This is a genomic window from Baekduia sp., assembly GCF_035996765.1.
Lineage (GTDB): Bacteria > Actinomycetota > Thermoleophilia > Solirubrobacterales > Solirubrobacteraceae > Baekduia.
In genome coordinates, this window is sequence record NZ_DASYJG010000053.1 from 23603 (window position 1) to 35736 (window position 12134).

Consider the following 12134-nt stretch of genomic DNA (forward strand, 5'->3'; position numbering starts at 1 on the left):
CGCGTTGTCAATCAGCGAGACGGCGACTCTCCAGTGTCCGGACCGTAGCGGAGTCGCCGGTCAGGAGGCCGCCGGCGCGTCACCAGCGGTCCGTGCGCGGATCCACTTCAACCCGTCGTCGTCGGCGTCGACGGCGCCGACCTCCGCCCCACCGGCCAGCACCTCACGCACCGCCAGGTAGTCCACCGTCTCGGCCACATCGTGGACGCGGACGATCGCCGCACCGTGGTCGGCGGCGTACCCGACGGCCGCCAGCGTGCCCGCCAGGCGCTGCGCGGGCGGGCGACCCGTGACCGCCGCGAGGAAGTACTTGCGCGAGACCGCGGCCAGCCACGGATGGCCGAGGGCGAACAGGCGATCGATGGCGCGCAGGGTCTCGACGCTCTCGGCCGGCGACTTGGCGAAGTCCGGACCGGGGTCGACGATCAGCTGAGCGTCGGTCACACCGCGCGAGCGCGCGAACGCACAGCGCTCCTCAACAAACGCCACCACATCACCTACAACATCGCCGCCGTAGTCGGCGAAGCGCTCCTCCTTGGGTGCCGCGCGCGTGTGCATGACGACCAGCGCCGCGCCGGTCCTCGCGGCGTGGTCGGCCAGCGCCGCGTCGCGCAGTCCGGAGACGTCGTTGAGCACGTGCGCGCCCGCGTCCAGCGCCGCGCCCGCGACCTCCGCCTTCCAGGTGTCGACCGACACGCATACGCCCTCAGCAACCAGCCGCTCGACGAGCGGCACGACGCGACCGCGTTCAACCTCGGCGGCCGTCACCTCGGTGTAGGTCACGCCGGACTCGCCGCCGACATCGATGAGATCAGCGCCCTCCTCCACCAGCGCCAGCGCCAGCGCCACCTGCGCATCGAGCGTCGTGTGGCGGACCGCGTCGGAGAAGGAGTCGGGGTTGGCGTTGACGATCCCCATGACCAACGGCCGGCCGGGCCGAAGGTCGAAGCTGCGGTCGCGCAGTGTCAGGCGCGCGGGCGTCGCGGACGGGCTCACCGGGCCAGACCGTAGTGCAGAAACACGTGATCGTCAGCGCGATGGACGTCCCGCAGCGCCAGCCGCGCGGGCTCGGCGAACGGCGCACCATCGAGGATCGTCGGCGCATCGCCGGCCGCCAGCAGCGGCGAGACCGTGAGCAACAGGTCGTCGAGACCGCCCTCGAGGACCAGGCGCGCCAGCAGCGTCGGACCGCCCTCGCAGAGCACCGAGCGCACGCCCCGCGCACCCAACGCGACGAGAGCGGACGCCAGCAGCGGCACCTCAGCGGGCAGCCGCACGACCTCGAGCTCGGCGCCGAGCACCGGCGCCGCGACGTCCTCCCCCGCGTACGTGAAGACCACGATCGGCACGCCCGGCTCGTCGAAGAGCGGGACGTCGAGCGCCAAGGGCAGCGTCAGCTCGCGCGACAGCGTCACCACCAGCGGGTGCGGCGGCCTGCCGTCGGCGACCCGCCGCGCACGCTGCTCATCGTCGAGCAGGTTCGCGTAGCGCTCGGCGGCCAGCGTGCCGCTCCCGACCAGGATCGCGTCGGCCGCGGTGCGCAGCTCGCGCAGCAGCGCACGGTCAGCAGGATGGCCGAGCGCGACCGAGCGCCCCTGAACCGCCGCGCGCCCGTCGACCGTGGCCACCATGTCGGCCACCACGCGAGGGCGCGCGCCGACGGCCACCGAGGCGCCTAATCCCAGGCCTGCGACGAGGTCGCGCGCCGCGCGCCGCGCCCCGTCGCCCTCCAGCCGCTGGAGCGCCTCGCCGCCCAACGGACCCCTACTTGCCGCCGATGTGGATCTGACGCTCGGCCACCGCGAGGTTGCCGGCGCGATCGGTCGCGCTCACGCGCACGGTGAACGCGCCCCTGTGGCCATAGCTATGGCTCGCCTTGCGGGCCTGCTCGTAGCCGCTGCCGTCGCCCCAGTCGATCCGCACGTACTTGATCCCGGACGCGTTGCCGCTCGGCGGGATCACGTCAGCGGGCTTCGCGGTGACGCTCGCCACACGCCCCTTGCGCTTGACCGAGAACGCGATGGTCGGCGCGACGGTGTCGACCTTCAGCGGCTTGACCAGCGTCGTGACGCTCTGTCCACGACGATCGGTGGCCGTGACCCGCCACGTGTGCAGCCCCTCCGATAGCGCGCCGACCGGCAGCGTGGCCTTGGTCGTCTGGGTCTGCGCGACCGGCTTGCCGTCCACCAGCACGTTGTAGGTCAACGGGCCCCAGAGGTCCAGCGCCGTCCCCCACGCCAGCGGGTTCTTGACGACGTTGCGCCAGTTCTTCGAGCTGGTGCTGATCCTGAAGGCGCCGGGCAGCCGGTCGTACTCGGCCACGACGAGGCGGCGCGCGTCGGGGGCGCCCTGGATGAAGGCAAACGCGAAGTCGCCGGTGCGGTCGCCGGCGACGTCGAAGCCGGCAGCCGGGTCGACGGGACCGAGATCCGGGCTGGTCAGGGCCGTGTCGGGCCCGGGGCCGGGGATGATCCGCGTGCTGGACTTGTCGTCGTAGAAGACGCCGTGAACCGTGCCGTCAGCAGGGCTGATCCAGCCGACGACACGATCGGTGGTCTCGGCGACGGCGCCAATCGGCTGAGCGGGCGGGCCGGAGCCGCCGAGCACCCGTGCCGGGTTCAAGATGTCGTCCTTGAGCACGCTGGCAAGCGCCGAGCCGCCCGTCGTGCCGGCCGTCGCGGTGCCCTGGCCCTTGCCGTTGATGTCGACCGCCGGGGGCTGGACGCCCTGGCCGCCCCAGCCGAGGCCGTCAAAGGCCACCGGGGGATCGGCGCGCGAGCCGCGCAGCCGGATGCCGATCGCGCGCGGCGTGGTGCCGGCGCCGTCGGTGAACTGCTGGCGGAAGACCACCCAGGCGAAGGACGAGTCGTCCTCGATGTCGACGGCGGGTGCATCGGCGGCGCCGCCGGTGTGGCCGTCGAGGTCGGGCAGCGTCAGATCCTGCACGACGCTGGACGGGTTGGTGCCATACATCCGCCGCGCGTAGACGTGGCCGGCCTCGCCCCAGACCGCGACGCCGGTGCCGTCGGCGGCGATCGCCACGCGGGAGCGGTCGCTGCCGACGCCGGCGACGGCCGCCGGATTGGCGTCCAGCGGCGCCGGGATGCCGGCGAAGGTCGTCGCCGTGCGATCCATCCGTGCGCCGGCGACATCACCGTTGACGGTGAAGGTGGCATACGCCGCGCCGTTGAACGACATGTCGACCGACGGGTCGGCCGCGCCGCTGGCCAGCAGCTGCGGCGCGCCCCAGGCCGGGGCGCCCGCCTGCCGCACGACCGCGAACGCCGAGCCCCCGGCGATGAAGACGACCGCCAGGCGACCGCCGTCGGAGGCCGCGACGGCCGGGGTCGACGCCGACGCGTCGAGACCGACGTCGACGCGCTCGGGCGCCTGCCAGACGCCGCCGGCGAGCCGCGAGACGAAGATGTGGTCGACGCCGCCGTCGCGGCGGACGTAGGCGACGGCGCCGGTCCCGTCGCGCGCGATGTCGACGTCACCGACCGAGCGGATGTCGGCGCTGGGACCATCGACCGGCTCACCGGCGAAGAACGCGGCGTGGGCGGCACCGGGTACGGCGGCCAGGGCGGCGATGGTCGTGACGATGAAGGCCAGGCGGCGGCGCATGGGCGGCGAAGCTGCTCCTCGGAGGGGACGGAAGACGGACTGCAGCGATCGTTTCGGGGAAACCGCTGCAGCCGTGGAAGTTACGGTGCGCGCCCGACGATCGTCGTCCGAGCGGTCAGCCGGGGACGATGCCCTCGGCCTGCGCCTCGTCGGCAAACGCAGCCGCGGCGGCCGCCTGCGCGGCGCCATCCCATCCCCGCTCCGGGGCCATCGCGGCCGCCACGCGCCGGGCGACGTCCCCGCCGGGCGCGGCCACGTCGCGCGCCGCCACGAGGCCCAAGCGGGTCCGGCGCAGCAGCACATCGCCGACCGTCCGCGCCTGCTCGCGCCGCGCCGCGTGGACGACCTCGGCCAGCAGATCGGGCTGGCCCTCGACGACCGGCTGGGCCAGCTCGCCGCGCTGGGCCGCGATCGCCAGGACGTCGTGGGCGGCGTGGCCGTAGCGCGCGGCCAGCGGCGCGTACGCGTCCTCGCGCACGCCCTCGACACGCGGCAGCTCGCTGGCCTCGATCGCCTGGCCGAGCGGGATCTCGTGCGTGCGGCAGGGCGCGTCGCGCGCCTCGCGCTCGACGAGGCGGTCGACGGCCATCTTGGCCATCCGCCGCCAGGTCGTCAGCTTGCCGCCGGTGATCGTGACCATGCCCGACGAGGTCTCGTACAGCTCGGCCTTGCGCGAGATGTCCACCGACTTGCCCGCGTCGGCCGAGCTGATCAGCGGCCGCACGCCGGCAAACGCCCCGGTGATGTCCGACGCCGTCAGCTCGGTCGCAAAGAACTCGTTGACGGCGTCGAGCAGGTACTCGACGTCGTCGTCAGCGGGCCGGACGTGGTCGAGGTCGGTCGCGTCGTAGTCGGTGTCGGTCGTGCCGACCAGCGAGCCGCCGAGCCACGGCAGCGCGAAGATGAAGCGGCCGCCGCCGGCCGGGACGATCGCGCCGACGTTGAGCGGCAGGTCCTCGCGGCGGAAGGTGATGTGCGTGCCGCGCGAGGGCCGGATGATCGGGACCTCGGCCTCGTTGTGGAGCTCCTCAGGCCGCAGGCGGTCGGCCCAGACGCCGGTGGCGTTGACGACGTTCTGCGCGCGAACGACGAAGGTCTCGCCCGACGCGCTGTCGGTCACCCGCACGCCGCGGGCGCGTCCACCCTCCTCCACCAGCTCGGTGACCAGCAGGCCGTTGGCGCAGACCGCGCCGAAGCGCTCGGCCTCGCCCAGGACGGTGAGCACCAGCCGGCTGTCGTCGGTCTGGCAGTCGTAGAAGAGGTAGCCGGAGGTCGGCTCGCGCGCGGCGAGCGCGGGCAAGCCCTCGGCCACCTCCCCGGCGTCGATGATCCGGTGGCGGTCGGGCGACCAGGAGGTCGTGGCGGCCGCGGCCTCGTTGCTGTCGTTGCCGCTGTTGTTGCGCCCGCGCCGGCGCAGCGGCGAGCGCAGCTTGTCCACCGACATCACGTCGTAGAGGTTGAGCCCCATGCCCATCATGCGGTCGGGCCGCGCGCCGTCGAAGGCGGGGACGATCAGCGGCAGCGGCTTGACGAGGTGCGGCGCCAGGCCGACCATGATCTGGCGCTCGATCAGCGCCTCGCGCACGAGGCCGAGGTCGAAGTTCTGGAGGTATCGCAGGCCTCCGTGGACGAGCTTGGAGGATCGCGACGAGGTGCCCGACGCGAAGTCGTGACGCTCGACCAGCGCGACGCTGTAGCCGCGCGTGGCGGCATCGAGCGCGACGCCGGCGCCGGTGATCCCGCCGCCGACCACGACGACGTCGAACTCCTCGGCGGCCAGGGCGGTCACGGCGGCTGCGCGGTCGATCATCGATCGCGGAGTCTGTCAGCTGGATGATTGGCGCGAAATCGAGCACGGCCGCGTGAGTTCGCGCCGATCATCTAGCGTCGACGCGCCATGGCGGACCCTTATCTCGTCCTCTTCGTCGCCGACGCGGCCGACGATGGCCACGCCGACGCGCTGCGCGACGCCGCGCGCGACGTTCCGAACGCGGGCTTCTTCGACGGGGTGGGTGGGGCCGGGTCTGGCGACACGCGGACCGTGGGCGCGTACCTGCGCACCGAGGAGCTCGCCGACGGGGTCGCGCTGGTGACGGCGGTGGCCGAGGTCTCGCTCGCCCTGGCCGCACGGATCGAGGTCCAGTACCGCGAGGAGATCCTCGGGCACCTCGTCGACGGCCGGCCCGACGAGGCGCTGCAGGCGCGCCTCCCCCTGAGGGACATCCCCGAGCCGCTCTAGGGTCATCCCGGATGGTGCGCGCGGCCGCGCCGCGCGATCTTGGTCCTATGCCCGAGACCCCTCCCTCCTCCCCCGATCCGCACGACGCCCCCACGTCGCAGCAGCCCGCGCCCGACCCGACCACCGAGTCGCCGCGGCCTGAGCCCGACTCGTCGACCCCGCCCACCCCCCGCCGCCTGCTGCGCAGCCGCGACGACCGCGTCCTCGGCGGCGTCTGCAGCGGCCTGGCGCGCTACTTCAACATCGACCCGCTCATCATCCGGATCGCCGCCGTCGCGCTGATCTTCGTTGGCGGCTTCGCCGTCATCGCCTACCTCGCGGCGCTGCTGCTCGTCCCTGAGGACGACGGCACCGGCCACGCGGTCGCCGGCAAGCCGGGCCGCGTCTCCACCATCGTCGGCGCCGTCGTCGTCGTCCTTGCCGGCGTCGCGCTGCTCGACGGCCACTGGGGCGTGGGCTTCGGCTGGGTGTTCGGCGCGCTCGTGCCGACGGTCCTGATCGTCACGATCCTGGCGATCGCCGGTCAACGGCTGCTCGCCAACCGCGGTGAGAACCAACCCGCCGCTGCCCGGATCGCCGGCGCCGCACTGGTGCTGAGCGCGATCCTCGCCGGTGCCCTCGTCGCTGCCGCCGGCGCCGCAGTCGCCACCGCGGCGGGTGGCGGGGTCGCCATCGCCAGCGTCGTCATCGTGCTCGGTGTCTTGATGGTGGTCTTCTCCTTCCGCGACCGCCGTGCCCGCTGGCTCGCGCTCCCCGCGCTCGTGCTGGCGATCCCCTCCGGAGTCGTGGCCGCCGCGGGTGTCGACGTCCACCACGGCGTCGGCAATCGCGACTACGCGCCGGCGACGATCGCCGACCTCAAGCCCGGCGGCTACGAGCTCGGCGTCGGTGAACTGGTCGTCGACCTGCGCGACATGCAATGGCCGCGTGCGGCGACCGTGCACCTCAAGGTCGACGTCGGCACCGGCCACGCGCTGGTCCTCGTGCCGCGCGACGTCTGCCTCCAGACCACGAGCCATGCGGGGCTGGGCTACGTCAACCTGCTCGGCAGCGAGAGCGGTGGCGCCGACGTCGACGAGCACCGCGGCACGGTCACCCGGACGGTCGGGCGCAAGCTGATCCTGGATGCCGATGTGGGCATCGGCGCGATCGAGGTCCGCCACACGCGAAACGACTACGGCCACTGGGATCACAACCACCACGGACCCGACCAGATCGACGCCAGCCTGGCCACGGCCGGCTGCGCCGGGGAGCGCGCGTGAGCCGCCCCGACCTCGCGACCCTGGTCACCGGCCTCTCCGTCCTGGCGCTCGGCACCGTGCTCCTCCTCGATCAAGCCGGCCAGCTCAGCCTCGACTTCGGCTCGCTGGCGCCGATCGTCCTGACGGTCGTGGGGCTCGTCCTGCTCGTCGGTGGGTTGGCCAAGCGCGATGGCGCCTAAGGTCTTCCCCATGCGGCGACGTTCGCGCATGGCGGCCAAACGCGACGGAGCGTAAGTGGCGAAACCGCAACGACCGCCGCTGCGCCGCGACGACGACCGCAAGGTCGTCGCCGGCGTCTGCGCCGGTGCGGCGCGCTGGCTCGGCGTCGACCCGCTGATCCTGCGCATCGTGGTGATCATCGCGACCGTCGCCTCCGGCGTCGGCCTGCCGATCTACATCGCCGGCTGGCTGCTCTTGCCGCCGGCCGATGGCTCGCCGGCGATCGCCGCCCGGCTGCGCGCGCGGCCCGGCGCCTGGCAGATCGGCGCCGGCGTCGGCTGCCTCACGCTCGGCGGCCTGCTGACGATCCGCGAGCTCGGCCTGTGGTGGAGCGACGCGATCGTCTGGCCGTTCGTGCTCGCCGCGGCGGGCGCCGCGATGCTCTGGCGCCAGACGGCGGCGCGGCGCGCGGGGCCCGAGCCGACGCGCTCGCCGCGCGACGGCGTGCAGACAGCCGACGAGCTGACCGCCGCCGTCGAGGAACCCGCGCTCGACACCGACGAGCACGCGCCGCTGGGCTCAGCCATCCCCCAACGCCTGCGCGCCGTCTACCAGGGCGGCTTCGGCATCGCGCTCGTCGTCGGCGCCGGCCTGCTCTTCCTGCAGGCCAACGGCGCGCTCAGCGGTGCCCGCGATCTCGTGCTCGCCTTTGTCGTCGTCGCGCTCGGCCTCGGTCTGATCCTCGCGCCGTTCTGGCTGCGCCTCGTGCGCGGCCTCAACGACGAGCGCAATGAGCGGATCCGCTCCCAGGAGCGCGCCGAGGTCGCCGCGCACCTGCACGACTCGGTCCTCCAAACGCTGGCGCTCGTCCAGAAGCAGGCCGATGACCCGCGCGCGGTCGCGACGCTCGCCCGCCGCCAGGAGCGCGAGCTGCGCGGCTGGCTGTCGGGTGCGCCCGATGCCCGCCCGGACGACTGCCTGGCCGACGCGCTGCGCGCCGCCGCCGAGGAGATCGAGGAGGCCCACGGCGTCCCGATCGAGGTCATCGCGGTCGGCGACCACGACCTCGACGACCGCCACCGCGCGCTGGTGGCCGCCGCCCGCGAGGCGCTGGCCAACGCGGTGCGCCACAGCGCCAGCGACGAGCCGATCGCCCTCTACGTCGAGGTCGCGGGTGGGCGCACCGAGGTGTTCGTGCGGGACCGTGGCCAGGGCTTCGATGCCAACGCGATCCCCGAAGACCGGCGCGGCGTGCGAGAGTCGATCGTGGGCCGGATGGCCCGTCACGGCGGCACCGCCGCCGTGCACAGCACGCCCGGACAGGGCACGGAAGTGGAGCTGGTGCTGGATGACTGAGAGCCTGCCGACCGTCGTGCTCGTCGACGACCACGCGATCTTCCGGGCCGGCGTGCGCGCCGAGCTCGATGGGCTGGTAACGATCCTGGGCGAGGCCGGCGACGTCGACAGCGCCGTGCGCGAGATCGTGGAGCGCGCGCCGGATGTCGTCCTGCTCGACGTCCACCTGCCGGGCGGCGGTGGCGTGGAGATCCTGCGCCGCCTGAGCACCGAGGCGCCTGACGCCAAGTGCCTCGCGCTGTCGGTCTCCGATGATCCCGAGGACGTCATCGCGGTCATCCGCGCCGGCGCGCGCGGCTACGTGACCAAGACGATCTCGCCGACCGAGCTGGTCGAGGCGATCCGCCGCGTCCAGGAGGGGGACGCGGTCTTCTCGCCGCGACTGGCGGGGTTCGTGCTCGACGCGTTCTCGAGCGGTGCCGCGGGCGGCGGCGCGGTTCCGGCGGCCGGCGCAGCGGATGCCGAGCTCGACCAGCTCACCCCGCGCGAGCGCGAGGTCCTGCGCCACATCGCCCGCGGCTACCTCTACAAGGAGATCGCCCAGCGCCTCGGGATCTCGGTCAAGACCGTCGAGGCCCACGTCAGCGCCGTGCTGCGCAAGCTCCAGCTCTCGACCCGCCACGAGCTCAGCCGCTGGGCCGTCGAACGACGTCTCGTGGACTGAAAACGTCTAAGTTCCTCAACCGATGCCCCGGACCTACCTGCTCACCGGCTTCCCCGGTTTCCTCGCCGGCCGGCTCGTCCCGCGCCTGCTCGAAGACGACGACGAGGCGCGGATCGTCGCGCTCGTCGAGCCGCGGATGGTGCAGCGCGCCCGCGCGCTGGCACCCGACGGCGTCGACGTCCAGCCCGGCGACATCACCGACCCGCGCCTCGGCCTCGACGATCGCACCTACGAGCGCCTCGCGGCCGAGACCATCAAGGTCTTCCACCTCGCCGCGGTCTACGACCTCGCCGTCGGCTCCGAGCTGGCCGAGCGCGTCAACGTGCAGGGAACCCAGCACGTCATCGACTTCTGCCGCGCCGCGACCCAGCTGGAGCGCCACCACTACATCTCGACGGCCTACGTCGCCGGCACGCGCTCGGGCCTTGTCCTCGAGGACGACCTCGCCAAGGGCCAGGACTTCAAGAACTTCTACGAGTCGACCAAGTTCGCGGCCGAGGTGCTCGTGCGTGCCTCGATGGATGCCGTCCCGACAACGATCTACCGCCCGGCGATCGTGGTCGGCGACTCGCAGACCGGCGAGACGCAGAAGTTCGACGGCCCGTATTACCTGCTGCGGTCGATGGCAGGACCGACGGGCTCGCTGCTGCAGGTCGGCCGCGGTGATGCGTCCTTCAACGTGGTGCCAGTCGACTTCGTCGTCTCGGCGATCGCGGCCGGCGCCCGCGACCCCGAGGCCGTCGGCCACACGCTGCATCTCGTCGATCCCGAACCGGTCACCTCCCACGAGCTCGCGCGCCTGCTCGCCGTCGAGTACACCGGGCGCGAGCCGAAGATCCCGCTGCCGCCCGGCGTCGTTGACCGGTCGTTGAAGCTCGGCGCGATCCGCAAGCTCTTCGGCGGGACGCCGCGCGAGTCGATCGTCTACCTCAACCACCCGGTCGTCTTCGACACCGCCCAGGCGGGCGAGGTGCTCGGGCGCAACGGGCTGCGCTGCCCACGCTTTGCGGAGTACGTGGGCGCGATGGTCGCGTTCTACCGGAAGCACGAAGCCGACGACGCGTACCGGCCCGCGCACGAGAAGTAGGCCGGCTCAGGGGACGCGCAGCGCGTCGATCAGCAGCTCGAGAAAGCGGTCGCCGAGGACGATCGGCGTCGCCTGCTGGGCCGTGATCACGGCGCCTGCCGAGCACATGAACGCGGGCATGTCCTGGGTGCCGAAGTCCGGCCGCATCCGGCCCTGGGCCTGAGCGCGCTCGATGATCTCGCCGACGACGACCGACAGCGCCTGACGTTCGGCCTCGGCGAGGGCGAGCGCGTCGCGGTCCTCGCTCCAGGTGACGCGCTGACGCAGGGAGGCGTCGGTGGCCATCGCCGCGAACGTCTCGCGCAGGAAGCCCTCGAACGCGGTCCAGCCGTCGGGCTCGCTCGCCCAGCGGCGCGCCACCTCGGCGTGGTGGCGGAACTTCGCCGCCATCAACTCGCCCTGCAGCGCGATCTTGGTCGGAAAGTGGCGGTAGACCGTTCCCACGCCGACCTGCGCGCGCCGCGCGACGTCGTCCATCTGCGTCGCCTGTCCGCACTCGGCGAACAGCTCGCGGGCGGCATCGACGATCCGCTCGCGGTTGCGCACGGCATCGGCCCGCTGGGGCTTGGGCTCTGTCGAGCTCACGGTCCGCACTGTAGCGCCGTGGCTTGACAAACGGAACCGCTTCTCCGTATGGTCGTCAGCGAACCGGAATCACCCCTCCATTTCCCCTGACACGATCCCGGAGGTCCAACTCGTGTCCACCTCTCCCTCCCCGTCCCCAACGAGCAACAAGTGGTTGGCCCTCGCGCTGCTGGCCACCGCCCAGTTCGTCGTCGTCCTGGACGCCTCGATCGTCAACGTCGCCCTGCCGTCGATCGGCAAGGACCTCAACTTCTCGTCCGAGAACCTCTCCTGGGTCGTCAACTCCTACACCTTGGTCTTCGGCGGCTTCCTGCTGCTCGGCGGGCGCCTTGCCGATCTGCTCGGCCGCCGCCGCCTCTTCATCGCGGGGCTCGTGCTCTTCGCGCTCGCCTCGCTGGCGGGCGGCCTGGCCCAGAGTGAGCTGTGGCTGATCAGCGCCCGTGCCGTCCAGGGTCTCGGCGCCGCGCTCGTCTCCCCCGCCGCGCTGTCGATCGTCACCACCACCTTCGCCGAAGGCGCCGAGCGCAACAAGGCGCTGGGCGTCTGGGGCGCCGTCGCCGGCTCGGGCGGCGCGGCCGGCGTGCTGCTCGGCGGGATGCTGACCGAGTGGGCCGGCTGGGAGTGGGTGCTGTTCGTCAACGTCCCGATCGGCATCATCGCCGCGCTGCTGGCCCCGCGCCTGCTCGGCGAGAGCCGCGACATCGACCGCGTCCGCCACTTCGACGCGGCCGGCGCGTTCACCGTGACCGCCGGCCTGGCGATCGGCGTCTACGCGCTGGTCGACGCCAACGACGCCGGCTGGACCTCGACCCAGACGCTCGTCCTCGGCGCGGTCTCGCTCGCGTTGCTCGCCGTCTTCTCGATGGTCGAGCGCCGGTCGCCGGCCCCGCTGGTGCCGTTCTCGATCTTCCGGCTGCGGAGCCTGCGGGGCTCCAACATCGTCGGGCTGCTGATCGGCATGTCGCTGTTCTCGATGTTCTTCTTCATCTCGCTGTACCTGCAGCGCGTGCTGGGCTACAGCGCGCTGAAGGCCGGCCTGTCCTACCTGCCGCTGGCGGGCACGATCATCATCGCCGCGGGCGTCGCATCGGCGGCGGTCACGCGGCTGGGCTTCAAGCCCATGCTCATCGTCGGGATGCTGCTCGTCGCCGTGGCGCT

Annotated in this window: 12 protein-coding genes; 7 read left to right on the forward strand and 5 right to left on the reverse strand. The window is 72.8% G+C overall.

Going from position 1 to position 12134, the window contains the following annotated elements:
- Positions 1-60 precede the first annotated feature (60 nt).
- The 4 genes from folP to VGO10_RS12430 form a co-directional block, all read right to left on the reverse strand.
- Positions 61-996, reverse strand: a complete 936-nt coding sequence (gene folP, locus VGO10_RS12415) for a dihydropteroate synthase (protein ID WP_327468722.1) — start codon at positions 994-996, stop codon at positions 61-63.
- Positions 993-1757, reverse strand: a complete 765-nt coding sequence (locus VGO10_RS12420) for a RibD family protein (RefSeq protein WP_327468724.1) — start codon at positions 1755-1757, stop codon at positions 993-995. The genes folP and VGO10_RS12420 overlap by 4 nt, the downstream gene beginning before the upstream one ends.
- 7 nt (positions 1758-1764) lie before the next feature.
- Positions 1765-3624, reverse strand: a complete 1860-nt coding sequence (locus tag VGO10_RS12425; protein ID WP_327468726.1) for a PKD domain-containing protein — start codon at positions 3622-3624, stop codon at positions 1765-1767.
- A 115-nt stretch (positions 3625-3739) separates the two neighbouring features.
- Positions 3740-5434, reverse strand: a complete 1695-nt coding sequence (locus VGO10_RS12430; protein WP_327468728.1) for a glycerol-3-phosphate dehydrogenase/oxidase — start codon at positions 5432-5434, stop codon at positions 3740-3742.
- An 87-nt stretch (positions 5435-5521) separates the two neighbouring features.
- Between VGO10_RS12430 and VGO10_RS12435 the strand changes: the two genes are divergently transcribed.
- The 6 genes from VGO10_RS12435 to VGO10_RS12460 are packed head-to-tail and all read left to right on the forward strand — an operon-like array spanning position 5522 to position 10391.
- Positions 5522-5863, forward strand: a complete 342-nt coding sequence (locus tag VGO10_RS12435) for a hypothetical protein (protein ID WP_327468730.1) — start codon at positions 5522-5524, stop codon at positions 5861-5863.
- A gap of 47 nt (positions 5864-5910) precedes the next feature.
- The gene (locus tag VGO10_RS12440) at positions 5911-7125 is read left to right on the forward strand and encodes a PspC domain-containing protein (protein WP_327468732.1); all 1215 of its coding nucleotides are present in this window, start codon (positions 5911-5913) and stop codon (positions 7123-7125) included.
- Positions 7122-7304 (forward strand): hypothetical protein, encoded by a 183-nt coding sequence (locus VGO10_RS12445; RefSeq protein WP_327468734.1) that lies wholly within the window; start codon positions 7122-7124, stop codon positions 7302-7304. The genes VGO10_RS12440 and VGO10_RS12445 overlap by 4 nt, the downstream gene beginning before the upstream one ends.
- Positions 7305-7359: 55 nt before the next feature.
- Positions 7360-8640: a PspC domain-containing protein gene (locus VGO10_RS12450; protein WP_327468736.1), complete on the forward strand. Its 1281-nt coding sequence runs from the start codon at positions 7360-7362 to the stop codon at positions 8638-8640.
- Positions 8633-9304, forward strand: coding sequence for a response regulator transcription factor (locus VGO10_RS12455; RefSeq protein WP_327468738.1), 672 nt, complete (start codon positions 8633-8635; stop codon positions 9302-9304). The genes VGO10_RS12450 and VGO10_RS12455 overlap by 8 nt, the downstream gene beginning before the upstream one ends.
- Before the next feature lie 22 nt (positions 9305-9326).
- Positions 9327-10391: an SDR family oxidoreductase gene (locus VGO10_RS12460; RefSeq protein WP_327468740.1), complete on the forward strand. Its 1065-nt coding sequence runs from the start codon at positions 9327-9329 to the stop codon at positions 10389-10391.
- Positions 10392-10397: 6 nt separating this feature from the next.
- Here VGO10_RS12460 and VGO10_RS12465 read toward each other — a convergent pair whose 3' ends face one another.
- Positions 10398-10976: a helix-turn-helix domain-containing protein gene (locus tag VGO10_RS12465; RefSeq protein ID WP_327468742.1), complete on the reverse strand. Its 579-nt coding sequence runs from the start codon at positions 10974-10976 to the stop codon at positions 10398-10400.
- Positions 10977-11088: 112 nt separating this feature from the next.
- Here VGO10_RS12465 and VGO10_RS12470 point away from each other — a divergent pair.
- Positions 11089-12134, forward strand: a 1046-nt coding sequence (locus VGO10_RS12470) for an MFS transporter (protein WP_327468744.1), incomplete at its 3' end; no start/stop codon positions are given.

What these genes read in the sequence shown, in the direction of transcription:
- VGO10_RS12425 (WP_327468726.1), bottom strand. Translation starts at nt 3,624, where the DNA reads ATGCGCCGCCGCCTGGCCTTCATCGTCACGACCATCGCCGCCCTGGCC.
- VGO10_RS12430 (WP_327468728.1), bottom strand. Translation starts at nt 5,434, where the DNA reads ATGATCGACCGCGCAGCCGCCGTGACCGCCCTGGCCGCCGAGGAGTTC.
- VGO10_RS12435 (WP_327468730.1), top strand. Translation starts at nt 5,522, where the DNA reads ATGGCGGACCCTTATCTCGTCCTCTTCGTCGCCGACGCGGCCGACGAT.
- VGO10_RS12440 (WP_327468732.1), top strand. Translation starts at nt 5,911, where the DNA reads ATGCCCGAGACCCCTCCCTCCTCCCCCGATCCGCACGACGCCCCCACG.
- VGO10_RS12455 (WP_327468738.1), top strand. Translation starts at nt 8,633, where the DNA reads ATGACTGAGAGCCTGCCGACCGTCGTGCTCGTCGACGACCACGCGATC.
- VGO10_RS12460 (WP_327468740.1), top strand. Translation starts at nt 9,327, where the DNA reads ATGCCCCGGACCTACCTGCTCACCGGCTTCCCCGGTTTCCTCGCCGGC.